General features: G+C 60.5%; 22 protein-coding genes. 8 read left to right on the top strand and 14 right to left on the bottom strand.

Translation table 11 applies throughout. From position 1 onward, the window contains the following. Window positions 1-19: 19 nt before the first annotated feature. The 4 genes from vapC to PH562_RS05465 form a co-directional block, all read right to left on the bottom strand. Window positions 20-418, bottom strand: a complete 399-nt coding sequence (gene vapC, locus PH562_RS05480; RefSeq protein ID WP_095436814.1) for a type II toxin-antitoxin system tRNA(fMet)-specific endonuclease VapC — start codon at window positions 416-418, stop codon at window positions 20-22. Then, on the bottom strand, window positions 418-651 hold the full coding sequence (gene vapB, locus PH562_RS05475) for a type II toxin-antitoxin system VapB family antitoxin (RefSeq protein WP_095436815.1): 234 nt from the start codon (window positions 649-651) through the stop codon (window positions 418-420). Before vapB ends, vapC begins: the two co-directional genes overlap by 1 nt. Window positions 652-799: 148 nt before the next feature. Then, the gene (locus PH562_RS05470) at window positions 800-1,804 is read right to left on the bottom strand and encodes a LacI family DNA-binding transcriptional regulator (protein WP_285171927.1); all 1,005 of its coding nucleotides are present in this window, start codon (window positions 1,802-1,804) and stop codon (window positions 800-802) included. A gap of 70 nt (window positions 1,805-1,874) precedes the next feature. After that, window positions 1,875-2,759, bottom strand: a complete 885-nt coding sequence (locus PH562_RS05465; protein ID WP_285171926.1) for a LysR family transcriptional regulator — start codon at window positions 2,757-2,759, stop codon at window positions 1,875-1,877. A 116-nt stretch (window positions 2,760-2,875) separates the two neighbouring features. On the opposite strand from PH562_RS05465, the gene PH562_RS05460 reads away from it, so the two are divergent. Next, a complete protein-coding gene (locus PH562_RS05460) occupies window positions 2,876-3,061 on the top strand; it encodes a 4-oxalocrotonate tautomerase (protein ID WP_095436818.1) in 186 nt (61 codons plus the stop codon). 46 nt (window positions 3,062-3,107) lie between these two features. On the opposite strand, the gene PH562_RS05455 is transcribed toward PH562_RS05460, so the two are convergent. Both PH562_RS05455 and PH562_RS05450 read right to left on the bottom strand, forming a co-directional pair. Beyond that, entirely contained in the window at window positions 3,108-3,374 is a 267-nt protein-coding gene (locus tag PH562_RS05455) for a hypothetical protein (RefSeq protein WP_095436819.1), read from the bottom strand. 144 nt (window positions 3,375-3,518) lie between these two features. Next, window positions 3,519-3,980, bottom strand: a complete 462-nt coding sequence (locus tag PH562_RS05450; protein ID WP_015342703.1) for an Lrp/AsnC family transcriptional regulator — start codon at window positions 3,978-3,980, stop codon at window positions 3,519-3,521. A 185-nt stretch (window positions 3,981-4,165) separates the two neighbouring features. On the opposite strand from PH562_RS05450, the gene putA reads away from it, so the two are divergent. The 7 genes from putA (at window position 4,166) to PH562_RS05415 (ending at window position 15,462) form a co-directional block, all read left to right on the top strand. Then, on the top strand, window positions 4,166-7,870 hold the full coding sequence (putA, locus tag PH562_RS05445; protein ID WP_285171925.1) for a trifunctional transcriptional regulator/proline dehydrogenase/L-glutamate gamma-semialdehyde dehydrogenase: 3,705 nt from the start codon (window positions 4,166-4,168) through the stop codon (window positions 7,868-7,870). Between the two features lie 464 nt (window positions 7,871-8,334). Then, window positions 8,335-9,291 carry a LacI family DNA-binding transcriptional regulator gene (locus tag PH562_RS05440; protein WP_483315318.1) on the top strand — a complete coding sequence of 319 codons (957 nt, stop codon included), beginning with the start codon at window positions 8,335-8,337 and terminating at the stop codon, window positions 9,289-9,291. Window positions 9,292-9,336: 45 nt separating this feature from the next. Then, a complete protein-coding gene (locus tag PH562_RS05435; RefSeq protein ID WP_285171924.1) occupies window positions 9,337-10,575 on the top strand; it encodes an ABC transporter substrate-binding protein in 1,239 nt (412 codons plus the stop codon). A 66-nt stretch (window positions 10,576-10,641) separates the two neighbouring features. Beyond that, window positions 10,642-11,559, top strand: a complete 918-nt coding sequence (locus tag PH562_RS05430; protein WP_285171923.1) for a carbohydrate ABC transporter permease — start codon at window positions 10,642-10,644, stop codon at window positions 11,557-11,559. Then, window positions 11,556-12,431: a carbohydrate ABC transporter permease gene (locus PH562_RS05425; RefSeq protein WP_210260455.1), complete on the top strand. Its 876-nt coding sequence runs from the start codon at window positions 11,556-11,558 to the stop codon at window positions 12,429-12,431. Before PH562_RS05430 ends, PH562_RS05425 begins: the two co-directional genes overlap by 4 nt. Before the next feature lie 24 nt (window positions 12,432-12,455). Next, window positions 12,456-14,387: a glycoside hydrolase family 127 protein gene (locus tag PH562_RS05420; RefSeq protein ID WP_285171922.1), complete on the top strand. Its 1,932-nt coding sequence runs from the start codon at window positions 12,456-12,458 to the stop codon at window positions 14,385-14,387. Between the two features lies 1 nt (window position 14,388). Beyond that, the gene (locus PH562_RS05415) at window positions 14,389-15,462 is read left to right on the top strand and encodes an ABC transporter ATP-binding protein (protein ID WP_285171921.1); all 1,074 of its coding nucleotides are present in this window, start codon (window positions 14,389-14,391) and stop codon (window positions 15,460-15,462) included. Here the strand turns inward: PH562_RS05415 and PH562_RS05410 are convergent. From PH562_RS05410 to PH562_RS05375, 8 genes are all read right to left on the bottom strand, one after another. Further along, the gene (locus PH562_RS05410; RefSeq protein ID WP_113231047.1) at window positions 15,459-15,701 is read right to left on the bottom strand and encodes a plasmid stabilization protein; all 243 of its coding nucleotides are present in this window, start codon (window positions 15,699-15,701) and stop codon (window positions 15,459-15,461) included. The genes PH562_RS05415 and PH562_RS05410 overlap by 4 nt on opposite strands. 70 nt (window positions 15,702-15,771) lie before the next feature. Continuing rightward, window positions 15,772-18,042: an FdhF/YdeP family oxidoreductase gene (locus tag PH562_RS05405; protein ID WP_285171919.1), complete on the bottom strand. Its 2,271-nt coding sequence runs from the start codon at window positions 18,040-18,042 to the stop codon at window positions 15,772-15,774. 142 nt (window positions 18,043-18,184) lie between these two features. Continuing rightward, window positions 18,185-19,135 (bottom strand): lytic transglycosylase domain-containing protein, encoded by a 951-nt coding sequence (locus tag PH562_RS05400; RefSeq protein WP_285171918.1) that lies wholly within the window; start codon window positions 19,133-19,135, stop codon window positions 18,185-18,187. Window positions 19,136-19,241: 106 nt separating this feature from the next. Beyond that, entirely contained in the window at window positions 19,242-20,357 is a 1,116-nt protein-coding gene (locus tag PH562_RS05395; protein ID WP_285171917.1) for an anhydro-N-acetylmuramic acid kinase, read from the bottom strand. Window positions 20,358-20,367: 10 nt separating this feature from the next. Then, window positions 20,368-21,387: a serine hydrolase domain-containing protein gene (locus tag PH562_RS05390; protein ID WP_285171916.1), complete on the bottom strand. Its 1,020-nt coding sequence runs from the start codon at window positions 21,385-21,387 to the stop codon at window positions 20,368-20,370. Window positions 21,388-21,406: 19 nt separating this feature from the next. Beyond that, window positions 21,407-23,146 carry an ABC transporter ATP-binding protein gene (locus PH562_RS05385; RefSeq protein WP_285171915.1) on the bottom strand — a complete coding sequence of 580 codons (1,740 nt, stop codon included), beginning with the start codon at window positions 23,144-23,146 and terminating at the stop codon, window positions 21,407-21,409. Next, the gene (locus PH562_RS05380; RefSeq protein WP_285171914.1) at window positions 23,143-23,982 is read right to left on the bottom strand and encodes an ABC transporter permease; all 840 of its coding nucleotides are present in this window, start codon (window positions 23,980-23,982) and stop codon (window positions 23,143-23,145) included. Before PH562_RS05380 ends, PH562_RS05385 begins: the two co-directional genes overlap by 4 nt. Further along, the gene (locus PH562_RS05375) at window positions 23,982-24,941 is read right to left on the bottom strand and encodes an ABC transporter permease (protein WP_285171913.1); all 960 of its coding nucleotides are present in this window, start codon (window positions 24,939-24,941) and stop codon (window positions 23,982-23,984) included. Before PH562_RS05375 ends, PH562_RS05380 begins: the two co-directional genes overlap by 1 nt. Window positions 24,942-25,030: the final 89 nt, after the last annotated feature.

Raw genomic sequence — 25,030 nt, 5'->3', positions numbered from 1 at the left:
AAGATCATGGCGGCGACGGCTATACCCAATTCTCCACCCGAACGCCGGGCATGCGGGCGAACTCCTTCATGTTGTTCGTCACCACGATCAGTCCCTCGCTGCGGGCATGGGCTCCGATCTGCATGTCATGCGGACCACATGGGGTCCCTGCGCGTTCCAGCTCAGCTCGCACTTGTCCGTAGTGCGCAGCCGCCTTGTCGCCAAACGACAGAACCTCCAGACGCGCCACGAAATGTTCGATGGCAGTCAAGTTTTCCACGCGCCGAGCCGACTTCTCTGCACCGTAGTACAACTCACCAAGCGTTATACTCGATATGCAAAGCTGTTCCGCCAGCGCGTTGAACTTGTCCCGTACGGCGGGCGGATAAGTCTTCATTACATAAATACAAATATTCGTATCGAGCATATAGGTCAGCATCAGAAGGACTCGCGTTCTTCCGCCACTGGCTGTTCACGCTCGTCCAGAAAGTCGTCACTGACACGGGGGCCATGGAGGAAGAGATCATCCCATCGTTTGCCTTGGGGCACAATCACGCGGCTGCGGCCGATCTTGAGGATATCAACCTGATGTACGTCCTCGGGGAATGCCACAGCCTTGGGCAGACGCACAGCTTGGCTTCTGTTGCTGATGAATACAGTCGAACTCGTCATGTCCGGCTCCTGATTTTGGGATATGCAATTGGGATATACTTAGCTCTGTAGGCATGAGAAATCAAGACATCGCTCCCACAGGCGCCTATGCAGTTTAAGCCACGAGCGCTGGTTGGCTGGAGATATCTGAGCCAACTCGCCAACGTTCTCAAAGGCTTTCAGGGGTTACGGTCAGAAAGCGCACCGGGTCGAGATCAACGTCGGTATCGATCAGGCCGAGCCGCTTCAGCGTCAGATCGATGGCACGCCGGGCCTGAACTTCCGGAGCTTGGTCGAGAACGATCGTCATCAAACCCTCCTTCAGATAACCGCGCGTCGCATCGGACAATTCATGCCCGACCCAGAATACCGACCGCTGGCGATACCGGCGCAGAACCGTCGCAATCGCGGCATTGTCGCCGCCGGCGCTATAAAGGCCGATAATATCGGGATACCGGGCAAAGGCGTTGGTCAGCAGCTCGATCGTCTTCATTTCATCGTCCTCATCGAACATGACTTCGACGAAGCGATGCGATGGGTTCGCATGATCAAGCAGATAGTTGGAAAAGCCGCGGATACGCGCCTTGTGGTTCTCGTAAGCGCCGCTGTGGCAGAGTGCGACGAAAATGCCGGAGATATTCGACTGCATGCGCGCCATGTAGAAGGCAGCAGTGCGACCGGCCGCCTCATTGTCGATGCCGACGTAAGGCAGTTCCAGTGCTGGCCGCGTCATGATCTGCACGACAGGAATGCCGCCGCTTGCAGCCTTGCGGATGCTGCCGACCACATCGGGATGATCGGGCGCAACGACGATTAGGGCGGAGCGCCGTGCCTGTGGATTGGCGATATGACGCGAAAAATCGGCGGGATCGTCTTCTCTGGCGAAAGTCCGCTGGATCTGGATATCCTTGTCGAGCAAGACGGCGATGCGCTCGAAGGCGCGATTGAGCCTTGAATAGAAATAGGTTTCAGGCCGCAGCAGCACGACCTCGATGCGCACCAGACCGTGCCTGATCCCCGCAGGCGGCGTGCGGTAGCCGAGCCGCTTGGCCGCGATGAAGATCTTTTCCGCCGTTTCCGGCAAAACATTGCCGCGGCCATTGAGCGCACGCTCGACGGTGGCCGCTCCCACACCCGCCGCCGCCGCCACATCCTTCAACGTAACCTTGGCCACGCTTTCCTCATTTTCCAACCCGATGATCAGATTTGATCATGGATTCGCGGCAGATGAAAGAGGGGGAATATCAGCCGAAGCGAGCGACGAGAAAATCGATGGCGCTGCGCAGCATCGCCGTCGGGCGCCGATCCGGCGCATAGACAAGATGCATCGGTGTCGGCTGGTACGACCACAGAGGCAATACTGGCTCAAGCCGGCCGGCATCGAGATCGGCGGCCAGAAGCAGTTCCGGCTGCAGCACGATGCCGGCTCCGTGCAGAGCGGCAACGCGCAGAGCGCCGCCCTGATTGGCGGTGAACCTGCCCTTGATGGCGATCTCACGCGTTTCCCCGTCTGGACCGACGAGATGCCAGCGGCCCTGCAGTCGCCAGTAGGAATGGCCGAGGCACATATGATTGGCAAGCTCCTCGGGGCTTTGCGGCCTGCCGCACCGATCCAGATAATCCGGCGACGCCGCAAGAATGCGCCGATAGGGTTTTAACGGACGCGCCACGAGATTGGTATCGGTCAGGTCGCCGATATGGATGCCAAGTTCGTAGCCTTCGCCGATCAGATCATGCGGATTATTATCGAGCGCCAGATCGACGCTGACATCGAGGTTTTCATGCAGATAGTCGACAAGCGCCGGCACGAGGCTTTGCGTTCCGAAACTGACGGGGGCGACGAGCCGCAGGCGCCCGCGCGGCGCCGATTGCAGTTCGGAGGCCGATTGCTCGGCAAGCTCCACCTCCGCCAGCACCGTCTTGCAGCGCTCGAAATAAAGCTTGCCGACTTCGGTGAGCTGATGGCGACGCGTGGTGCGGTGAAGCAGGCGTGCACCAAGCCGCTGTTCGATCGTCCTGATATGCTTGGCAACCATGGCCGGCGACACGCGGCTTATGTCGGCAGCGGCGGCGAAACTGCCCTGCTCGACCACTCTGACGAACATCGTCATTCCCGCCAACTTGTCCATAATTGCATACCTATAGGTTCGGAATGAAGCAAATAGGAGCGTATTTATCGCCAGATGGTTTTGCAAGATAGTCCATAGGCGTCGAACATCCGGCGACAATTACTCAAGGAGTCACCATGCCCATCCTACGCTTGGAAATGCATCCCGGCCGCACACAAGACCAGAAGCGTGCTTTCGTTCGAGAAGCGACCAAAGCCGCCGTCGAAACGCTCGTCTGCCCGCCGGAATCGGTGGAAATCATCATCACCGAGATTTCGAAGGAGTCCTGGGCGGTGGCAGGAAAGCTGAAATCGGATAGCTGAAACGACCCGATTTCGTGATCGCGGCCTGGCGGTTTTTATTCGACCGTCAGGCCTCGTTTAGCGCCAGGCTCTGCCGCCCCCAGGTTTCGGCCCACTCCATCAGGCGCGCCATTTCCTGCTTGAGAGCATGCGAACGGATAATATCGGCGGCGTGGCTCAGATTGCTGCGCGGATTGTAGAATGCCTCGATCTCTTCGCCGCTTTCCCGCCTTGCCGTCTCCAGGCGGAGCTTTATTTCCTCGACTTCAGCCTTCACCGCAAAGTACCGCTTCATGACCTCGACAAGGTCTCGGTCGCCTGCACTGGTCTCCATGCGTACTCCATCCTACTTATTTTAGCGCCTTGCAATGATCCGATTCGAATGGCGAAATCTAGGTCATTGTTTAGCCGGCAAGATGAGTTGGAGAATGGCAGCCTCATCAGAAGTGCAACGAAGTGCATGAAATAGAGCGCGGATTCACGACCAGTTTTCCTTGACCGACTGCATCACGACATTGGTCGAAGTGCTTGCGACGAAAGGCAGGCTGGAAATCTTTTCGCCGAGAACGATGCGGTAGCGGCGAATATCGGAAGTCCGGACTTTCAAGAGATAGTCGAAGCGGCCGGCGATCATATGGCACTCTTCGATTTCCTTGATTTTCTTGATGGCATTGTTGAAGCTGAGCAAGGCCTCCTCACGAGTATCCGTGAGTTTCACTTCGGCAAAGGCGACGTGATCGAGGCCAAGCTTGATCGGATTGAGAATGGCCTTGAAGCCGTCGATATAACCGGAATCGATCAGTTTCTTGAGGCGTGCCTGGCAGGGAGTCTTGGAAAGACCAACCCGCTCGGAAAGCTCCGTGATCGACATGCGGCCGTCTTCGACGAGGGCGTCGAGGATCTTTTGGTCGAACTGGTCAATTTCACTGGATTTGGTCATTTTCGCAGGCATTCCTATTTGAAATGGCGTCTATTGAAGTTCAATATGACTGGAAAGCCGCAGTTTCAAGGCGGAATGCTTTCTTGGAATGAAGTATGTTCTGGCCGAAGCAACGGGAGGGCTGTGCGTGGCGATATCGCTGACATCGGCTCAAACCATTAGGCCCCTTGCACCTTGAGGTTATCATGACTGTCTCTGCCAAGCTTGCCACTGAAGAACCTGCTGCGGACGCTGCCCCATTTACGCAATTCGCACCGCCCATTCGCGAGCAAAGTCCGCTGCGCCAGGCAATTACCGCGGCTTACAGACGTCCTGAAACCGAATGCCTGCCCTTTCTCGTGGAAGCGGCGACCTTGCCGGGCGCCACGCGCGAAGCGGCAAAGAAGACAGCCAAAAAGCTGATCGAAGCGCTGCGCGCCAAGCACAGGGGCGACGGCGTCGAGGGGCTGGTGCAGGAATATTCCCTTTCCAGCCAGGAAGGCGTCGCACTGATGTGCCTTGCCGAGGCGCTGCTGCGCATTCCTGACACGGCAACCCGGGATGCGCTCATCCGCGACAAGATCGCCGGCGGTGACTGGAAATCGCATATCGGCGGTGGCCGCTCGATGTTCGTCAACGCCGCGACCTGGGGCCTCGTCGTGACCGGCAAATTGACCTCGACGGTCAACGAAGGCGGCCTTTCCGCCGCTCTGACAAAGCTGATTGCCCGCGCCGGCGAGCCCGTCATCCGCCGTGGCGTCGACATGGCCATGCGCATGATGGGCGAACAATTCGTCACCGGCGAGACGATCGATGAAGCATTGAAGCGTGCACGTGCGCTCGAAGCGAAGGGCTTCCGCTATTCTTACGACATGCTCGGCGAGGCGGCGACGACGCATGCCGATGCCGAGCGCTATTATCGCGACTATGAAAACGCCATCCATGCGATCGGCAAGGCCTCGGCCGGCCGCGGCATTTACGAAGGCCCCGGCATCTCCATCAAGCTCTCCGCGCTGCACCCGCGCTATTCTCGCTCGCAGGCCGACAGGGTGATGGGCGAGCTTCTGCCGAAGGTTAAGGCGCTGGCGCTGCTCTCGAAGGGCTACAATATCGGCCTGAACATCGACGCTGAGGAAGCCGACCGGCTGGAGTTGTCGCTCGATCTTCTGGAAGAGCTGTGCCTCGATCCGGATCTTTCCGGCTGGGACGGCATTGGCTTCGTCGTCCAGGCCTATGGCAAGCGCTGCCCCTTCGTCCTCGATTTCATCATCGATCTTGCCCGCCGCTCCGGGCATCGCCTCATGGTCCGTCTCGTCAAGGGCGCTTACTGGGATGCGGAGATCAAGCGCGCGCAGCTCGATGGCCTGGAAGGTTTCCCCGTCTATACCCGCAAGATCTATACAGACGTCTCTTACATCGCCTGCGCCAAGAAGCTGCTGGCCGCGGCCGACGTGGTCTTCCCGCAATTTGCCACCCACAACGCCCAGAGCCTGGCAACAATCTACCATATGGCTGGGGACGACTTTGAGGTCGGCAAATACGAATTCCAGTGCCTGCACGGCATGGGCGAGCCGCTCTACGAAGAAGTGGTTGGCGCACAGAAGCTTGATCGCCCCTGCCGGATCTACGCGCCAGTCGGCACGCACGAGACGCTGCTTGCCTATCTTGTCCGCCGCCTGCTCGAAAACGGCGCCAATTCCTCCTTCGTCCACAAGATCGCCGATCCTGCCGTCCCGGTATCCGAGCTGATCGCCGATCCCGTCGAGATCGTGCGCGCCATGACAGTGGTCGGCGCGCAGCACGACAAGATCGCTCTCCCAGCCGATTTGTTCGGTGGCGCGCGGCGGAATTCTGCCGGCGTCGATCTCTCCAATGAAACCGCGCTCACCGATCTCTCCGCGCAGCTGCAAGCCTCGGCAGCCAGAGACTGGACCGCCAAGCCACTTCTCGCCGACGGTTCCGAACGCGGCGTGGCCCGCGCAGTTCTCAATCCTGCCGACCATGCCGATCTCGTTGGCCATGTCACCGAACTGGAGCCGGAGGATGCGCCCGATGTCATGCGGCTTGCAGCCGCGGCAGCCGAGCGTTGGGCCGCGGTGAGCCCCGCAGAGCGGGCCGCCATCCTTGAGCGCGCCGCCGATCTCATGCAGAGCGAGATGCCCGCTCTCGTTGGCCTGACCATCCGCGAAGCCGGCAAATCGGCCGCAAATGCCGTCGGCGAAATCCGGGAAGCGATCGACTTCCTTCGCTATTATGCCGCTCAGGCCCGCCAGGTACTGAAGCCGGAAAGCGTGCCGCTCGGCCCTGTCGTCTGCATCAGCCCGTGGAACTTCCCGCTGGCGATCTTCACCGGACAGGTTGCGGCCGCTCTGGTCGCCGGCAATCCTGTCGTTGCCAAGCCGGCCGGCAATACGCCGCTGATTGCGGCCCAGGGCGTCCGCATCCTGCATGAGGCCGGCATCCCGCGCGATGTTCTGCAGTTCGCTCCCGGCAGCGGCAGAATGGGCGCAGCCCTCGTCGGCGCACCTGAAACCGCCGGCGTCATGTTTACAGGCTCGACGGAAGTCGCCCGCCTGATCCAGGCTCAGCTTGCCGAACGGCTCTCCAAATTCGACAAGCCGATCCCCCTCATCGCCGAAACCGGCGGACAGAACGGCATGATCGTCGATTCCTCGGCGCTTGCCGAACAGGTGGTCGGCGATGTCATCGCCTCGGCCTTCGACAGCGCGGGACAGCGCTGCTCGGCCCTGCGCGTCCTTTGCCTGCAGGAGGAAGTCGCCGATCGCACGCTGACCATGCTGCGCGGCGCTCTTCGCGAGCTCTCGGTCGGCCGGACCGACCGGCTTGCCGTCGATATCGGCCCTGTTATCGACGACAATGCCAAGCGCGGCATCGACGAGCATATCGAACGCATGCGCAAGCTCGGCTGCAATGTCGAACAGCTCGACCTGCCCGAAAGCGCTGCCAAGGGCACCTTCGTCGCTCCCACCATCATCGAGCTGAAGAAGCTGAGCGATCTGAAGCGCGAGGTGTTCGGCCCGGTCCTTCACATCATGCGCTATCAGCGCAAGGGGCTCGACAAGCTGATTGCCGATATCAATGCGTCCGGCTACGGCCTGACCTTCGGCCTGCATACCCGGCTTGACGACACGATCGCCCACGTCACGGAGCGCGTGCGGGCCGGCAATCTTTATGTCAACCGTAACATCATCGGCGCAGTCGTCGGCGTCCAGCCCTTTGGCGGCCGCGGTCTTTCCGGCACAGGCCCGAAGGCCGGCGGCCCGATGTATCTGCGCCGTCTCGTCGCCTCGCCGACCGAACCATTGCGTGATGCCTCGGTGCAACGCGATCCGGCGGCACAACAGTTCATCGCCTGGCTCGAAAACAAAGGCGCCGCGGATACGGCCAAACACGCCCGCGCGGTCGCCAGCCAGTCGTCGCTCGGCTTCAATACCGAGCTGCAAGGCCCGGTCGGCGAGCTGAACCTTTACGCGTTGCATCCGCGCGGCAGGATACTGCTAGCTCCGCAAACGGCACTTGGTTTGCATGTCCAAATCGCCGCAGGGCTCTCGACAGGCAATTCGATCATCATCGATGCGTCATCGGGCCTGCAGGGTGAGCTTCATGGTCTGCCTGCGCAGGTCGCAAACCGCATTTCCTGGACGAAAGACTGGACAGCGGATGGACCGTTTGCCGGCGCTCTCATCGAAGGTGAAGCTGCGCGCGTCCAGCAGGCGATCAAGACGATCTCGGCTATCCCCGGCCCGCTGATTCTCACACAGGCTGCGTCGAGCGAGGAAATTGCTGAGAACGCCGATGCCTATTGCCTCAACTGGCTGCTTGAAGAGGTGACGACATCGATCAACACGGCGGCTGCCGGCGGCAATGCCAGCCTGATGACGATCGGCTAACACCACCAACGATCTGAAATTGACGCGGTGGCCGGACCGGAAGGGTTCGGCCGCCATTTTTATCGGAAAACCCGGACCATCCTCGCCCTTCGAGGCTTCGCACCTCAGGGTGAGGATGGAGCGCACATCTCCACATAACACCGGTTCCCGCGGTAGCAAGCCAACTCTGTGTGCGGTCTTGCGCAGAAGGTTAGACCTCATGGTGAGGTGCGCAGGCTCCTGAGCTTGTCGAAGGGCCGGAGCCTCGAACCACGAGGGCGGGTGATGAAAGACCGCGCCCTGCATTTCGCCGCCTCATTCTCTTCAATGGTCAATGGAGAAATTTTTGAGAAAAGCTTTTCTCTAGTTGACTCTTGCACTGAGAAAAGCTTTTCTCATAAAAACTGACTGGGAGAAGACATCTGGAAAATCAGCGTGCGAAAAGCGGACGCGCAACGATCCATGACGTTGCGGCGGCTGCGGGCGTGAGCATTTCAACGGCATCCAAGGCCTTGAACAATACCGGCCGCATGGGCGACGAGACCCGCGAGAGGGTCAAACGTGCCGCCGCCGAAATCGGCTTCCGTCCGAATGCCTTGGCCAAGGGTTTGCTCAGCAATCGCACGTTCACGATCGGTCTTCTGACAAACGATACATATGGTCGCTTCACGCTGCCGGTCATGGCCGGCATCACGGAGGCACTCGTCGATCACGGCGTCTCGGTCTTCCTCTGCACGATCGAGGACGACCCGGCACTTGGAAAGGTTCATGTGGACGCCATGTTGGACAAGCATGTGGATGGTATCATCGCCTCGGGAAAGCGGATCGACCGCCGCCTGCCGGTAGATCTGTCCAATCTGCCGGTCCCGGTCATCTATGCATTCACCGAGGGCGCACCGGGAAGCGTCACCTTCTGCGCGGACGACTATCAGGGGGCTGCCCTTGCTGTCGAATGGTTGCAGGGGCTTGGCCGACGCCGGATTGCCCATGTGACTGGTCCTGAAAGCTTCGTTTCAGTGCGTGAGCGCGCCAAGGCCTATCGCGACCTCGCCGGAGACGGGCTGCCGGTCATGTACGGTACATGGTCCGAGGCTTGGGGACACGATGCTGTCGCACAGCTTTGGAGCGTGGCCGGAGCAAAGCCGGACGCGATCTTCTGCGGCAACGACCAGATCGCCCGCGCCGTCGTCGATGCGCTGCGCGAGCGCGGCGTGCGGGTGCCGGAGGATGTCTCGGTGGTCGGTTTCGACAATTGGGAGATCGTCGCCGCCCAGACCCGGCCGCCGCTGACGACGGTCGATATGAATCTCAAGGCGCTTGGCCGCGAGGCCGGGCTGACGGTTCTCGCCCTTGCCGAAGGGCGCAGCGTCGAACCCGGCATCAGAACTTTGCCCTGCGAGCTTATCGTGCGGCAATCATGCGGGGGAAGCCCCGGTCGTTGATTAAAGGAAAAGGGGCTGACGGGAGTAGCCCCCTGGGAGGAGAACATGATGAAGCGATTTCTGGCCGCAACCGGCCTTATATCCTTATGCCTTGCATCCGGTGCATCTGCCGAAAACATCTCCATGTGGGTTCGAAGCGGCATCGGCGATTCCTTCAAGAAGGTCGTCGAGGCCTATAATGCCGGCCATGAGGACAAGGTCACGCTGACCGAAGTGCCTTTTGCCGAACTCGTGCAAAAATATGCGACGGCCATTGCCGGCGGCCAGGCGCCCGACGCTCTGTCGATGGACCTCATCTATACGCCGGCTTTTGCCGCCGCCGGCCAGCTTGAAGACCTGACCGATTGGGCAAAGAGCCTGCCCTATTTCAATTCGCTGTCGCCCTCGCATGTGAAGCTCGGCACCTATGACGGTCACATCTATGGCTTGCCTCTCTCCGTCGAGACCTCGGTCTTTGCTTGGAACAAGGATCTCTACAAAAAGGCCGGCCTCGACCCTGAAAAGGCGCCGACCACATGGGAGGAGATTACGAGCAACGCCGAAAAGATCCGCGCGCTCGGCGGCGATACCTATGGCTTCTATTTCTCCGGCGGCGGCTGCGGCGGCTGCATGATCTTCACCTTTACGCCGCTCGTTTGGGGTGCCGGCGCCGACATTCTCTCGGAGGACGGCAAGAAGGCGACGCTCGACACGCCGCAAATGCGCAAGGCGGTCGACATCTACCGCAACATGGTCAAGAAGGATCTGGTGCCGGCGGGTGCCGCAAGCGACACGGGCGCCAACTTCCTCAGCATCAGCAACGGCAAGATCGGCCAGCAGAGCATCGGCGCCTTTTCGATCGGTACGCTGATCACGCAATATCCCGATATTCATTTCGGCGTGACGCTGATCCCCGGCGTCGACGGCAAGCCGTCTTCCTTTGCTGGTGGCGATAATTTCGTCATCTCCAAGGGCACGAAGAAGCTCGATGCGGTGAAGAAGTTCCTCGAATACACCTATTCGCTCGACGGACAGAAGATCATGGCGAAGTACGGCAGCCTGCCGACACGTGGTGATATCGCCGACCAGGTGCTGCAGGGCCTCGATCCGCGCATGCAGGTGGGCTTGAAGGCGATCGCCGTCGCCAAGACGCCCTATACGCTGCAGTTCAACGACCTGATCAACAGCGCCAACGGTCCCTGGGCAGGTTTTACCAACGCAGCCATCTTCGGAAGCGACGTCGATGGCGCGTTCTCCAATGCCCAGTCGGAGATGCAGTCGATCATCGACAACGCCCAACAATAGTAAACTCACCCGCGCCGGGGAGCTTTGGGCTCCCCGGTTCCTCCATCGTAATATCGGGAGCATTCCATGGCTGGCCCTGGAGCTATCGCAACCGCACGTCCCCGAAAGCGGCGACGACGTGCCAGTTGGCACGGGTTTGTCTATATCGCGCCGGCCATGGCGCTCGTTATCGTCTTCTTCGTGCTGCCCGTGGTCTTTACCTTCTGGATGAGCTTCCACAACTGGCCATTGCTCGGCAATCCCCGCTGGATCGGCTTCGGCAATTATATCCGCATGGTCTCCGATGTGCGCTTCATGGCGGCTTTACGCTTCACCGCCTATTACACCGTCATCGTGACCATCGCGATCTTCGCAATCGCCTTCCCGCTCGCCTTCTTCGTCGAAAAGCACCGGCCGTTCGTCGGCTTCTACCGCACGATCATCTTCCTTCCCGTCGTCGTTGGGCTTGCGACGGCGTCGCTGCTCTGGGTCTGGCTTGCCAATGTCGACGCCGGCTTTTTCGCGCCCGCCGCACTGGCACTCGGTCTTGTCGACAAGCGGCCGAACCTGCTTGCCGATTTCGACATGGCCTTTGCAACGATCATCGTCATGGTGGTCTGGAAGATCGCTGGCTTCACGATGATCATTCTGCTGACCGGCCTGCAGGCAATCCCTTCCGAATTAACCGAGGCAGCCCGCATCGATGGCGCCAAGCGCTGGCAGCGTTTCCGGCATCTGACCCTGCCGCTGATGCGCCGCACGATTGCGCTTGCGCTGATCATCTCCATCACCGGCTCGGTGCTCGCCTTTGACCAGTTCTACATCATGACATCAGGCGGCCCGCAGAACCGCATGATTTCGGTGGTCTATTACATCTTCAACCAGTCCTTCGTGTCCTTCAACCTCGGCTATGGCGCGGCACTCTCGATCGCCCTCCTCGTCATCCTGGTGCTGATCAGCATCGTCCAGCTCTGGCTGCTGCGCGTCGGGGAGGACAAGCCATGACCCAAACCATAACTACGGCAAAAGAGCGCCGCGCGCGGCGCAAGCTCTTAGATGGCATCGGCTATCACGGCATCGGCGTCGTCATCGTCATCTTCTTCTTCGCGCCGTTCGCGATCGCCTTGCTGTCGTCGTTCCGGCATGGAACCGAGGCGAGCCTGCCGCCGCTGCCGCCATGGCCGACAACCGGTTTCAGCTTCGACGCCTATCGTTCGCTCGATGGCTTTGGCGCCGGAGTCATCCAGCACACGCTGAACTCGCTTTTCGTCTCGGTCGCAACCGTGCTTCTGACCGTCATCGTCAGCCTGCTCGCCGGCTACGGCTTCTCGCGCTATCATTTCCCCTTCAAGGGCGCGCTCTTCATCCTGATCATCGCGACGCTGATGATCCCCTTCCAGTCGATCCTGACGCCGCTTTTCATCATCCTGGCAAGGCTCGGCCTCAACAACTCGCTGATCGGGTTGACGCTCGTCTATGTGACGCTGCAGCTTCCCTTTTCGGTCTTCATGATGCGCAACGCCTTCGACGCGGTGCCGAAGGAAATAGAAGAGGCCGCGCGCATCGACGGCGCGCGCGATCTGAAACTGCTTTTCCGTGTGCTCTTCCCATTGGTGCTGCCGGGTGTCGCAACCGTCGCGATCTTCGCCTTCCTCAATGCCTGGAACGAGTTCCTGGCAGCACTGGTGCTCCTGTCGAGCAACGAGAAATTCACCCTGCCGGTGCTGATGATCGCCGTCAGGACCGGCCGCCTTGGCGCCGTCAACTGGGGCGCGGTCCAGGCCGGCATCGCCGTCATGACTATCCCCTGCGTCATCGTCTTTCTGCTTCTGCAACGCTACTACATGCGCGGGCTGATGGCCGGTGCAGTGAAATAACCCTTTCAACAACGGATCGAACCCATGTCTGACAAAGAAAACCGCCAGTTCCGCCCCCTGCCCGTTCCGAATGTCGAACTGGCCGGCCTCTTCGGCGCCCGCCAGGATGCCATCTGCAATTCCACCGCGGCAACCCTGCTCGACCGCTGCGTCGAAGCTGGCATGATCCAGGCGATCGACGTCAGCCAGCCAAGCCCCGGCATCGTTATCCCCCTGCAGACCTGGTCGGGCTCGACACAGATGTTCTGGGACAGCGATCTCGGCAAGTCGATCGAAACCATCGCCTATTCGCTCTATCGTCGTCCCAACCCGGAGTTGGAGACTCGAGCAGACGCCATCATCGACATGTATGAAAAGCTGCAGCAGGAGGACGGCTATCTGAACGCCTGGTTCCAGCGCGTCCAGCCCGGCCGTCGCTGGACCAACCTGCGCGATCATCACGAACTTTATTGCGCAGGCCATCTGATCGAGGCGGCCGTCGCCTATTACCAGGCAACGGGCAAGCGCAAGCTGCTCGATATCATGAGCCGCTTTGCCGATTACATGATCACCGTCTTCGGCCATGGCGAAGGTCAGCTGCGTGGCTATTGCGGTCATGAAGAGGTGGAACTCGCCCTCGTCAAGCTCGGCCGCGTCACCGGCGAGAAGAAATATCTCGATCTCGCCAAATACTTCATCGACGAGCGCGGCCAGGAACCGCATTTCTTCACCGAGGAAGCGCTTCGCGACGGCCGCGATCCGAAGAATTTCATACAGAAGACCTACGAATACAGTCAGTCGCATCTGCCGGTACGCCAACAGACCAAAGTCGTCGGCCATGCGGTGCGCGCAATGTATCTCTATTCCGGCATGGCCGATATTGCCACGGAATATAACGACGATACGCTGACCTCGGCCCTTGAAACGCTCTGGGACGACCTGACGACCAAGCAGATGTATGTGACCGGCGGCATCGGGCCGGCAGCCTCGAACGAGGGCTTTACCGACTATTACGACCTGCCGAATGAAAGCGCCTATGCCGAGACCTGCGCCTCCGTCGGTCTGGTCTTCTGGGCCAACCGCATGCTCGGCCGCGGCCCGAACCGCCGCTATGCCGACATCATGGAAGTGGCGCTCTATAACGGCGCGATGGCAGGCCTGTCACAGGACGGCAAAACCTTCTTCTACGAAAACCCTCTGGAAAGCGCCGGCAAGCATCATCGCTGGATCTGGCATCATTGCCCCTGCTGCCCGCCGAATATCGCGCGTCTGCTCGCCTCCGTCGGCTCCTATATGTATGCCGCAGCCGACAACGAGATCGCCGTTCATCTCTACGGCGAGAGCAAAGCCCGCGTCCCTCTCGCCGGTGGTCTGACCGTGCAGCTTTCCCAAGAGACGCGCTATCCGTGGGACGGCGCGATTCGCTTCGAGGTCAATCCGGATCGCTCGGCTAGATTTGCCATTTCATTGCGCATTCCCGAATGGGCCGAGGGCGCGACGCTCGCAGTCAATGGCGCACCGGTCGATCCCGCAACGGTCACCGTTGATGGCTATGCTCGCATCGAGCGCGAGTGGCAGGCGGGCAACAGCGTCGACCTGACCCTTCCGCTGATCCCGCGCACGCTGTTTGCCAATCCAAAAGTCCGCCAGGATGCCGGGCGCGCGGCCCTGATGCGCGGCCCGCTCGTCTATTGCGTCGAAACCACCGACAATGGTCATGACCTCAACGGCATTTCGCTTTCCAGCGATCCGGCCTCCGCCAAGACGACGGAAATTGCCGCACTGGAGGGCGCGGTGGCGCTCGATGTTTCGGTCACGCGCGATGAGGCGGACTGGGGTTTCGACCTCTACCGGACGACACCCCCGAAAAGGGCTGCCTCCACCGCGCGTTTCGTGCCCTATCATCTCTGGGACAATCGCGATCCCGGGGAGATGCTGGTCTGGATCCGCGCCGATCAGCTGCAGCGCGGAGCCTGAGATGACGAAGAAGGGAATGCGCCTGACCGGCGTCCGCAAGAGTTTCGGCGGGCTTGAGGTCATCCATGGCATCGATCTTGACATACCCGAAGGCGCCTTTGTCGTCTTCGTCGGCCCGTCCGGCTGCGGCAAGTCGACGCTGCTGCGGATGATTGCCGGGCTGGAGGAAGTCACCGACGGCGAGATCGCCATCAAGGGCCGAGACGTCACTGATCTCGACCCATCAGAGCGCGGCATTGCCATGGTGTTCCAGTCCTATGCGCTCTATCCGCATATGAGCGTTCGCGACAATCTCGGCTTCGGGCTGAAAATGGCCCGAACCGATGCCTCCGAAATCGAAAGGCGCGTGCACTCCGCCGCCGCGATCCTCAAGATCGACCATCTCCTGGACCGCCGGCCGGGCCAGCTTTCCGGCGGCCAGCGCCAGCGTGTCGCCATCGGCCGCGCCATCGTTCGCGAGCCGGATGTCTTTCTCTTCGACGAGCCGCTTTCCAACCTCGATGCGGAGTTGCGCGTCTCGATGCGCATCGAAATTGCCCGGCTGCATCGCGAACTCGGCAATACGATGATCTATGTCACCCATGATCAGACCGAGGCCATGACGCTTGCCGACAGGATCGTCGTGCTGAGGGACGGCCGGATCGAACAGGTGGGCAGCCCCCGCGAGGTCTATGAAGATCCGGCCAACAGCTTTGTTGCCGGCTTCATCGGCTCGCCCAGAATGAACATGATCGAAGCCACATGGTCCGGTGATGAGACAGCGAGCGTCGGCAACGGCAGCATCAAGGTCGACCTCTCACAGACTAAGCCATCAGCGGGCGAAAAGATCCTGCTTGGCATGCGCCCCGAACATCTCATCGTCACGTCTGGCGCGGTCGATGCCTTGCAGGTCACGGTCGACGTCATCGAATATCTGGGCGGCACCCGCTATCTCTACTGCCAGACAGAGGACGGCCAGGCGATCATCGCCGAATATCGTGATGGGCCGGAGATCGGGCGCGGCGACACGCTCCATCTTTACTGCCCGTCTGAGCGCCGCCGCTATTTCAACAAGCAGGGAGAAAGGCTGCGTTAAGCGTTGTGATTGAGTTGACGCTCTTCACGAATAACGGCTTCAAGGTCGATATCGTCATCGTCCGTCATAGCCATTCGAGCATAGAAAGACGAAGCGGGTTCGCGACCGGCTTCACTAATCTCATAGGCTTCCAGGGCTCGTTCGACGATATCGACAATCGTCCGGTTCTCACGTCGAGCAAGCCGATGTGCGAGATCACGCGCCTTAGCACTACGAACCGACAATTTTGGTTCAGCCATGTTTATCTCTCATCGGGAACCAATATAGCGATACGACATCCAGCCATGAAGATGGCTGGATGTCTGCATATCAAGCCGCCTTGCTGACCCGTACCGGAATGGACTTATACGAAGGAGTGCCACTTTCCTTGTCCTGGTAGTCGATCGGGATCAGGCAATTTGCCTCGGGATAGTAGGCTGCGACGGAGCCCTCGGAAATATCGTAGGAAATCGCCGTCAGCTTCAAGAGCCGCTTGCCGCCTGAGGGAAGTGCGGTCTCGATCTCGACGAGATCGCCGTGCTCCAGCCCCTTTGCCTTCAAATCCTTATCGTTCATGAACAGCACGTCACGGCGGCCGAAGACGCCGCGATAGCGGTCGTCGAGACCGTAGATCGTCGTGTTGTACTGATCATGGCTGCGGATGGTGGCGAGCTTGAGGATAGTCCCATCCGAAAGCGAAATATCCTCGTTGAGGCCGGAAAACAGCTTGAACTCCGCCTTGCCGGAAGGCGTCTTCCAGACGCGCTCCGTCGGTCCGATCGGTAGGCGAAAGCCGCCCGGCACGCGGATGCGCTCATTGTAATCGGCAAAATCCGGATAGACGATTTCGATCTTGTCGCGGATCAGATCGTAGTCGGTGATGAGCTCCATCCAGGCGACCTTGCTGGTCGGCAGGGTGGCCTGCGCCATAGCGGCAACGATGGCCGGCTCCGAACGCAGCTGGTCGGAGGCCGGTTTCAGCCTGCCGCGCGACGCATGCACCATCGACATCGAATCCTCGATCGTCACCGATTGCGCGCCGGTCGCCTGAACGTCCTGCTCGGTGCGGCCGAGCACGGGGAACAAGAAGGATTCCTTGCCAATAAGCAGATTGGAGCGATTGAGCTTGGTGTTCATATGAACCGCAAGATCGAGCTTACGCATTGCCTGCGCGCAAAGTTCCGGATCGGGAAGCGCGATCGAGAAATTGCCACCGAGGCATAGCAGCACCTTGGAGCGTCCCTCCGCCATCGCCTGCATGGCGGCAACGGCATCGTGACCATGATGAGCCGGCGAGGTGAAACCGAAGGCACGTTCGATGCCTTCGATCAGCGCAGGAGTGGGTTTTTCGGTAATCCCGACGGTGCGATTGCCTTGCACGTTGGAATGACCGCGCAGCGGGCAGATGCCGGCGCCGGGCCTGCCGAAATTGCCGCGCAGCAGCAAGAGATTGGCGATCTGCTGAACATTCGCCGTGCCCTTGGCATGCTGGGTGATGCCCATGCCATAGGCCACGATAGTTGCCTTCGACTTGGCATAGATCTCTGCTACCCGCTCCAGATCAGCGCGGGCAAGACCAGAGACCCGCTCGATATCGGCCCACTCCGTCTGGTTGATATCAGCAACAAGGGCATCGAAGCCGGTGGTGTGTTCAGCGATGAAGGCATGATCGAGAACATCAGGTGACGTTTCAGCCAGCGCCAGAACCGCTTTCATGATGCCCTTGAGCGCGGCGGCATCGCCGCCGATCTTCACTTGATAATAGGACGAGGCGATCCGGGTCGAGCTGAAGGTTCCCATCTCGATCGGATCCTGCGGATCGGCAAAACGCTCCAGCGCCCGCTCCTTCAGCGGGTTGAAGACGATGATCGGCACGCCGCGGCGCGAGCATTCATGCAGCGTACCCATCATGCGCGGGTGATTGGTGCCGGGATTGTGCCCCATGGAGATGATCAGATCGCATTCGTCGAAGTCATCGAGCGAGACGGTGCCCTTGCCGATGCCGATCGATTGCGGCAGGCCGACGCTGGTCGCCTCGTGGCACATGTTCGAGCAATCAGGGAAATTGTTGGTGCCGTATTCACGGGCGAAGATCTGGAATAGGAAGGCAGCTTCGTTGGAAGCACGGCCGGATGTATAGAACTCGACCATATCCGGATCGGGCTGGCTGCGCATGACCTCGCCGATGCGGGCAAAGGCGTCTTCCCAGGCAATCGGCCGGTAGGTGTCGGATGCCCGGTCGTAGACCATCGGATGCGTCAACCGTCCGGAATTTTCCAGCTCATAGTCGCTCCAGGTCAGAAGTTCGCTGACCGTGTGCTCGGCAAAGAATTCCGGCGTCACGCGCTTGTTTGTTGCTTCCCAGGTGACTGCCTTGGCGCCGTTTTCGCAGAATTGGAAGGTGGAGGTATGCTCCTTGTCTGGCCAGGCACAGCCTGGGCAATCGAAGCCCGTGGGCTTGTTGGTGCGCAGGAGAAGACCGGGCGCCTCGGTGACATCCATCTGGTCGCGAACCGCCTTGGCAGTGGCTTTTAGCGCGCCCCAACCGCCGGCCGGGCTGTTATAGGGACGGATACCGGGGACTTCACGCTTTTGCGCCATCATACGCTCCTTTGGCTACCCAAACGGCTTCCTCCCAAAGGTCGGGCCTACAAGGAATAGGCTTGCGAGATCAGGGAGTAAAGCACAATCAAGCGACAGAAAATCAAACAATCACCAAGCGTGCTGGAGCTATGCGCTTGCACTAGTTCTTGAAGACCAGGCAGGAGCCGCCCTGCTGCCGGACCTGCGTGCAAACGGCATCCGCTTCCTCCCGCGTTTGCCGCGGAATGCGCGCCGCATAACGGACACGGCGGCCGAAGTCGGCATTGCGCTGCCGCACGATCAACGGCTTCTCCGTATTCAGCGGTGACGGCAGTTTTCTTATGTTTGCGGTAAACAGACGGCGAGCGGCATCCACCTGGAAATGCTCGGCCAATTGTGCGCCCCAAGGCGCCCAGGGCCGCTCCTGCTCCAAGGGAATGGGCTTCAGCCGCCGGCTCTGCGCAAGCGCGACGCAGGAATCGACAAACGGCTTGCTCTTATCCAGCACGGGGGCTGCGGTATCTGGCGGATCGTCGCGCCACTCCTCAACGCTGTGGGCGGTGATCGCGCTCACATAGTTGCGCGTCTCATAGGGAAGACCGCCGGAATTGAGGAAATTGGCAAGCCCAGCCTCGCCGGCATTATAAGCAGCCGCCGCTAATCCCAAATTGCCGAAGCGGTCCCGCAATTCATCAAGATAGGTGGCCGCCTTGCCGAGCGCTTCGAGCGCATCATAGCTGTCACGCACGCCACGCAGCCTGGCTGTTCCCGGCATGAATTGCGCGATGCCACGAGCGCCTTTAGGGCTGACTGCATCAGAGCGAAACAGGCTTTCGCGCCAGACCAACCGTGCCAGATAATCCGGTGGTAAATGGTTGGCATGTGCGAAATATTCGATGGCCGTGCAGAGATCGCGATTGTAGCTGTCCTTGCGCAGGCACAGCGTCTGACCCGTCTCCGTCGTCAGCGGTCCGGAAATGCAAACAAGTGGCGCGACACTCCATTCCGGTTGAGCTCTCGCGGGACTGACAGCAGAACCGTTAATGGCAAATGCGATCGCAAAAGCGACGATGATGCCGACCAAGCCTGCCCGATACTGCCTGCCTGCCATATAAGCGATATCCGTCCGAGACCAACCGATCGCAAATTCGCGGCCTCTTCATATCATCGATGGACGGAAGCGAAAACCTGTCACGCGATAGCCGGCGCGCAGGCTGTTATTGCGCGAGACGGCCGCCACGCATCGGCGCCGGCACGCCTGTCGTGCCGGGAAAGCTGATCGGCAAACCGCGCAGCACGCGGACGGCGAGAAAGGCAAAGCATTCAGCCTCTACCGCATCGCCGCGCCAGCCGAGGTCTTCGGCAAAGATCGGCTCGACGCCTGCTCGGCTTTTCAGCATCGACATGATTGTGGGATTGTGCCGGCCGCCGCCGCTGACGACGACCTTGGTGGGCCTGCGCGGCAGCAGGTCCAGCGCCTTGCCGACAGCGCTTGCGGTGAAGGCCGAAAGCGTGGCGGCGCCATCTTCCGGGCTGAGGCCATCGGCCATGGCGGCGCCGAAATCGAAACGATCCAGCGACTTCGGATAGGGTGCAGTCATATAGGGGTGCTGCAGCAGCCGCTCGAGCCGGGCTTCATCGACCTTGCCGGCAGCTCCAAGCGCGCCGTCACGGTCCATTTCGCCGAGCCCGCAGGACTTGATGAAATCATTGAGCGGCGCATTGGCCGGGCCGGTGTCGAAGGCAACGAAATTGCCGTCTCCATCCCACCAGGTGATATTGGCAACGCCGCCGAGATTGAGAATGGCTGCATCTCCTGCTGCGCCCGCCCCGCGCAGCAGCGCGGTATGATAGGCGGCAGCAAGCGGCGCACCCTGCCCGCCGGCACGCATGTCGGCCGAGCGGAAATCATAGGCGACCTTGGTGCCGAGAATGGAGCGCATCAGCTCGCCATCACCAAGCTGGCGCGTCTGGCCCAGCCGGTCCTTCTGCGGCGCGCGATGCAGCACTGTCTGGCCATGAAAACCGACGACGCCGATGTCTGCCATCGTCATGCCGTTCCCTTCCACCAATTCCCTCACCGCCTCCGACTGGGCTCGCGTCAGAGCCTCTTCGGCCGCCTTGAAGATCGCCGGTTCAGGTCCCTCGAAATTCCACGCCCGTGCCTGCCGCAGCGTCTCTTCCAGCAACTCCCGAATCCAGCTGGGATAGGGAGCCAGAACATAGGGGCCAAATTCCTCGATCCGCTCGCCGTCCGTCTTCAGCATCGCGACATCGATATTGCCGTCGAGGACGGTCCCGGTCATCAGACCGACTGCCCAGATTGGTTCCATGGTCAGGCTCCTATGCTGCGTTGACGAGATCGCTGACGGTCTGACGGAGCGCCAGAATGCCGCTGTCGAAATGGCGTGTCGGATGAATGCGGTTCGTAAGGAGGGTCCAGGCTTTGCCTTGGTCGAAATCAATCCAGAGGGCCACGCCTGTAAACCCCGTATGGCCAATCGTGCCGAGCGAGCAAAGAGTGCCGCCATGCCAGCCGTCATGGGGCCGTTCCCAGCCATGGGTGCGAGTGGCGGAAAGCGGTGTCCGCATCAGCGCGATCGACTGCGCCGACGCGCCGCTACCGTCAAGCAACCCCTTAGCAAAATCGAGAATCGCGTCCGCCGTTCCGAAGAGACCGGCATGGCCGGCTCCCTGCAATGCCGAACAATTGTCGTCATGAACCTCACCCGACAGAACACGGTGGCGCCAGGTGCAGTCTTCCGTTGCGGCGGCCAATTCCGGCGGCGCGGAAAAGGCAAATCCCGGCCCCGGATCCATGGCGCGGATTGTCTTTCTGTTCAGCCGCTCCAGCGCGAAGCCGAGCAGGATGAAGTTGATATCGGAATAGACCGGCGGGCCGGCGCGCCATTCGCGCTGCAGGATGAAGGTGCGCAGGAGGTCGGGGTCGCGGCCATAGGTGTAGATCGGCTCGACCGCCGGAAACGGTGTCTGATGTCCGAGGCATTGGCGGAACGTCACCTTTCGTTCCCAAGCCTCGGCGCTGTATTGGCGCAGGTCAGGCAGAAGTGTCGTCAACGGCGCGTCGAGGTCGATCGTGCCGGCTTCGGCCAGGGCGAGGATGCGCGGCGTGGTGAAAATAACCTTGGTGAGCGAGGCAAGATCGAACCAGGTATCGGCCAGCATCGGCCTGATATCAGGCACCGTCTGTGCCGAACCGACGGCGCGGACCTGCCTGATACCGTCGAGATCGATCATGCCAAGCACGCCGCCGGGGACGCGCCCTGCCGAAACCGATTGCTCGATCGGCGCGAAGGCTCGATCGAAACGCTCTTGAAACTGCATGCTCCTCCGCACTGCCATCTCGCCTCTCCTTAGCCGCTCAGGCTTCTGCCAGTGCGATGTGATCCGGCGCGAAACGGCGCCACTCGGGGACGGCAGGCTCGAAGCCCAAGGGGCGTACTAGCGACGGAACCTGGCGCGTGTCGAGCGTGAAGTTTTCCTTGCGCCGCGCAACCGTCGGAACCGCCGCGATCAACCGCCTGGTATAGGAATGCTTGGGCTCCGACAAGACCGAGGCGGCATCGCCGATCTCGACGATCTGGCCGGCATAGATCACCGCGATGCGATGGGCGATCCGCTCCACGACAGCCATGTCATGCGAGATGAAGAGATAGGCGAGACCGTATTCGCGCTGCAGTTCGATCAGCAATTCCAGAACTTGCGCCTGCACGGAGACGTCGAGCGCCGAAACCGCCTCGTCGAGCACGAGTACGGATGGGTTCAGCATCAGAGCGCGCGCGATGCAAAGCCGCTGACGCTGGCCGCCGGAAAATTCGTGCGGATAGCGCTCCAGCGCATTTTCCGGCAACCCCACCCGCTTCAGCAGCATCAGCATGCGTTCGCGCATCTCCACCGAAACGCGCACACCCGATGCAATCACCGGTTCGGCGAGGATGTTGTCGATACGAAGGCGCGGATTAAGGGAGGCATAAGGGTTCTGGAAGACCATTTGCACCGCGCTGGTGCGATCCGCCGCCTTCCCGGCCTTCGTCATGAAGGTGCCACGCGTCGATTTGACAAGGCCGAGGATCGCTCGCGCGGTGGTGGATTTGCCCGATCCGCTCTCGCCGACGATCGCCAGCGTCTCGCCCGGCATCAGGTCGAAACCAACGCCTTCTACGGCATGAACGGCGCCTGTCGGTCGACGCAGGAAACTGCCCTTGACCGGAAAACGGACGGTCAAGTCTTCCACTTTCAGCGCGGGCACGGAATGAGCATCGTCGCGTTGGAAATCGGCGCGGGCGGCCTGTCCGGAGGCGAAATGCGGCACCGAGTGCAAAAGATGCTGGGTGTATGGATGCGCGGGATGATCAAGAATCTGATTGAGCTCGCCCTGCTCGACCGCCTGGCCTGCCTGCATCACCATCACCTTGTCGGCAATGCCGGCGACGAGGCCGATATCGTGCGTGATGAAGATCATCGACATGCCGGTCTCGCGCTTCAACTCGGCAAGAAGTGCCATGATCTGCGCCTGCACGGTGACATCGAGCGCCGTCGTCGGCTCATCGGCAATCAATAGACGCGGATTGCAGGCAAGCGCCGTTGCGATCATCACGCGCTGCAACATGCCGCCGGAAAGCTGGTTCGGGCAATAGGTCAGACGGCGCGCGGCATCAGGAATGCGCACGCGATCCAAGGCATCCTTGGCGGCTGCCTTTGCCTGCTTACCAGTCAGGCCGCGGTGCAGCCGGAAGGATTCCTCGATCTGCGTCCCAATCGTCAGAACCGGATTGAGGGAGGTCATCGGCTCCTGGAAGATCATCCCGATCTCGGCACCGCGGATCTTCGTTAGCTCCGCTTCGCTGGCCTTTGTCAGATCCAAAACGCTGTTATCGGCGCGCTTAAGCTTGATCGAGCCGCCGGTAATGCGACCGCCGCCGAAATCGACCAGACGATTGATCGAAAGCGCCATGACGGATTTGCCCGAACCACTCTCGCCGACGATTGCCAGCGTCTCGCCGGCTTCGAGTTCGAAGCTGACGCCGCGCACGATGGGATTGGCCTCAGGATTGCGCCCAAAGCCGACGCTGAGATCAGAGACAGAAAGAAGCGGTGTCATACCGTCGCCCTCCGCATCTTCGGATCAAGGATATCGCGCAGGGCATCGCCGAGCAGGTTGAAGCCGAGAATGGAGATCATGATTGTCACGCCTGGGAAGATCAGCAGCCAGGGTGCCGTCTCCATGAGATTGCGGCTGTCGCTCAGCATCAAGCCCAATGACGAGGCCGGCGGCTGCGTTCCCAGGCCGAGGAAGCTCAGTCCGGCCTCGGTCAGTAACGACCAGGCAAGCGCCAGCGTCACCTGCACGGTCAGGGGTGCGACGAGATTGAGCAGGAGATGCCGCGTCAGGATATAGGACCGGCTGCTGCCGAAGGTGCGGGCGGCATCGACAAAATCGCGTGCCTTCAGCGAAAGGGCCGGGCCCCGCACCACGCGGGTAAAAATCGGCGTATAGACGATCGCAATCGCCGCAACGCTGGTCCAGGTGCCAGGCCCGACAATGGCGATGATCAGGAGTGCCAGCAGGATCGCCGGGAAGGCTAAAAGCACATCCATCGCCCGCATGATGACGCCATCCCAGCGCTTGCCGGACCATGCCGCCGTCAAGCCAAGCAACGTACCGAGCAAGGTCGCAAAGGCAACGGAGAAGAAGGCCACGGTAAAGGATTCGCCGATGCCATGCATCAGGCGGCTCGCGACATCGCGGCCGAAAAGATCCGTGCCCATCCAATAGGTGAGGCTCGGGGCGTGCAAGCGGTCGATCCTGTTCTGCGTCAGTGGGTCGTGCGGCGTGACACCGAGCGTGCCGAGAATGGCAAGCAGAATGTAGATGAGGACGATGACGCCGCCAATCCGACCGCTCGTATGTCCGAAAATAGCCTTGACGATCCGCATCAGCCTTCTCCCAGCCGAACGCGCGGATCAAGCGCAACATAGGCGAGATCGACGAGCAGATTGACGATCATGAAGTTGAAGGCAATGAACAGCACGCTGCCCTGCACCAGCGCATAATCGCGCTGCAGGATGGCATCGAGCACCATGCGGCCGAGCCCCGGCAGGGCATAAATCTGCTCGACCAGCACGGCGCCGCCGAGCAGGTAGCCGAATTCGACGCCGCTCAGCGTCACCACCGGGATCAACGCGTTCGGCAGGGCATGCCGCCAGATGACGCCACGCGCCGGCACGCCGCGGCTGCGGGCAGTACGGACATAATCATCGCTCAGGACATCGAGCATGGCGGAGCGCACGACACGCGTCACCGAGGCGGCAAAGGCAAAGCCAAGCGTCAATGCGGGCAGGATCATTTGGCCGAGATTTTCGAGCGGATTCTCCCAAAGAGGTGTGAATGCGCCCATGGTGGGCAACACGCCGAAGCCGGCCGACAAAGCATAGATGATCAGAAGCCCGAGAACGAAGTTCGGCGTGGACTGCCCGATCATGGCGACGATGCGCACGGCAAGATCGGACAGTTTTTCGTTGCGCGTGGCCGCAAAGACGCCCGCCGGCAGGCCGATCGCGAGCGCTATTATCATGGAGAGCAGTGCAAGCTCGAGCGTAAGCGGAAAGCGCTCCAGGATGATATCGAGCACCGGCTTGCCGTAGGTCACGGATATGCCGAGATTGCCCTGAAATACGCCGAGTAACCAACGCCAGTATTGGACGGGCCATGACTGATCGATACCGAAATAAGCCGCAAGGGCCTCTCGCTGTTCCGGTGTCAGCAGGCCCGCATTGGTTCCGAGCATCGCCGTAATCGCATCGCCCGGCACCAGCCGGATGGCGACGAAGACGAAGATGGACACGCCCAGCATGATCAGCGGGAATGTCATCAGCCGGCGCGTCAGATATGACATTGCAATTCCTCTAGAACAACTTCAGCTAAACGAAAACGTGAACTGACAGCTGAAATTGCTTAAAAACAAAGAGATAGAGCATTTCCATG

The organism is Rhizobium centroccidentale (assembly GCF_030182565.1).
Lineage (GTDB): Bacteria > Pseudomonadota > Alphaproteobacteria > Rhizobiales > Rhizobiaceae > Rhizobium.
The sequence above is the reverse complement of the archived record's forward strand: the minus strand, read 5'-3'. Positions and strand labels throughout refer to the sequence as shown.

What these genes read in the sequence shown, in the direction of transcription:
- vapC (WP_095436814.1), bottom strand. Translation starts at nt 418, where the DNA reads ATGCTGACCTATATGCTCGATACGAATATTTGTATTTATGTAATGAAG.
- vapB (WP_095436815.1), bottom strand. Translation starts at nt 651, where the DNA reads ATGACGAGTTCGACTGTATTCATCAGCAACAGAAGCCAAGCTGTGCGT.
- PH562_RS05465 (WP_285171926.1), bottom strand. Translation starts at nt 2,759, where the DNA reads ATGGACAAGTTGGCGGGAATGACGATGTTCGTCAGAGTGGTCGAGCAG.
- PH562_RS05460 (WP_095436818.1), top strand. Translation starts at nt 2,876, where the DNA reads ATGCCCATCCTACGCTTGGAAATGCATCCCGGCCGCACACAAGACCAG.
- PH562_RS05455 (WP_095436819.1), bottom strand. Translation starts at nt 3,374, where the DNA reads ATGGAGACCAGTGCAGGCGACCGAGACCTTGTCGAGGTCATGAAGCGG.
- PH562_RS05450 (WP_015342703.1), bottom strand. Translation starts at nt 3,980, where the DNA reads ATGACCAAATCCAGTGAAATTGACCAGTTCGACCAAAAGATCCTCGAC.
- putA (WP_285171925.1), top strand. Translation starts at nt 4,166, where the DNA reads ATGACTGTCTCTGCCAAGCTTGCCACTGAAGAACCTGCTGCGGACGCT.
- PH562_RS05435 (WP_285171924.1), top strand. Translation starts at nt 9,337, where the DNA reads ATGATGAAGCGATTTCTGGCCGCAACCGGCCTTATATCCTTATGCCTT.
- PH562_RS05430 (WP_285171923.1), top strand. Translation starts at nt 10,642, where the DNA reads ATGGCTGGCCCTGGAGCTATCGCAACCGCACGTCCCCGAAAGCGGCGA.
- PH562_RS05425 (WP_210260455.1), top strand. Translation starts at nt 11,556, where the DNA reads ATGACCCAAACCATAACTACGGCAAAAGAGCGCCGCGCGCGGCGCAAG.
- PH562_RS05420 (WP_285171922.1), top strand. Translation starts at nt 12,456, where the DNA reads ATGTCTGACAAAGAAAACCGCCAGTTCCGCCCCCTGCCCGTTCCGAAT.
- PH562_RS05415 (WP_285171921.1), top strand. Translation starts at nt 14,389, where the DNA reads ATGACGAAGAAGGGAATGCGCCTGACCGGCGTCCGCAAGAGTTTCGGC.
- PH562_RS05410 (WP_113231047.1), bottom strand. Translation starts at nt 15,701, where the DNA reads ATGGCTGAACCAAAATTGTCGGTTCGTAGTGCTAAGGCGCGTGATCTC.
- PH562_RS05405 (WP_285171919.1), bottom strand. Translation starts at nt 18,042, where the DNA reads ATGGCGCAAAAGCGTGAAGTCCCCGGTATCCGTCCCTATAACAGCCCG.
- PH562_RS05400 (WP_285171918.1), bottom strand. Translation starts at nt 19,135, where the DNA reads ATGGCAGGCAGGCAGTATCGGGCAGGCTTGGTCGGCATCATCGTCGCT.
- PH562_RS05395 (WP_285171917.1), bottom strand. Translation starts at nt 20,357, where the DNA reads ATGGAACCAATCTGGGCAGTCGGTCTGATGACCGGGACCGTCCTCGAC.
- PH562_RS05390 (WP_285171916.1), bottom strand. Translation starts at nt 21,387, where the DNA reads ATGGCAGTGCGGAGGAGCATGCAGTTTCAAGAGCGTTTCGATCGAGCC.
- PH562_RS05385 (WP_285171915.1), bottom strand. Translation starts at nt 23,146, where the DNA reads ATGACACCGCTTCTTTCTGTCTCTGATCTCAGCGTCGGCTTTGGGCGC.
- PH562_RS05380 (WP_285171914.1), bottom strand. Translation starts at nt 23,982, where the DNA reads ATGCGGATCGTCAAGGCTATTTTCGGACATACGAGCGGTCGGATTGGC.
- PH562_RS05375 (WP_285171913.1), bottom strand. Translation starts at nt 24,941, where the DNA reads ATGTCATATCTGACGCGCCGGCTGATGACATTCCCGCTGATCATGCTG.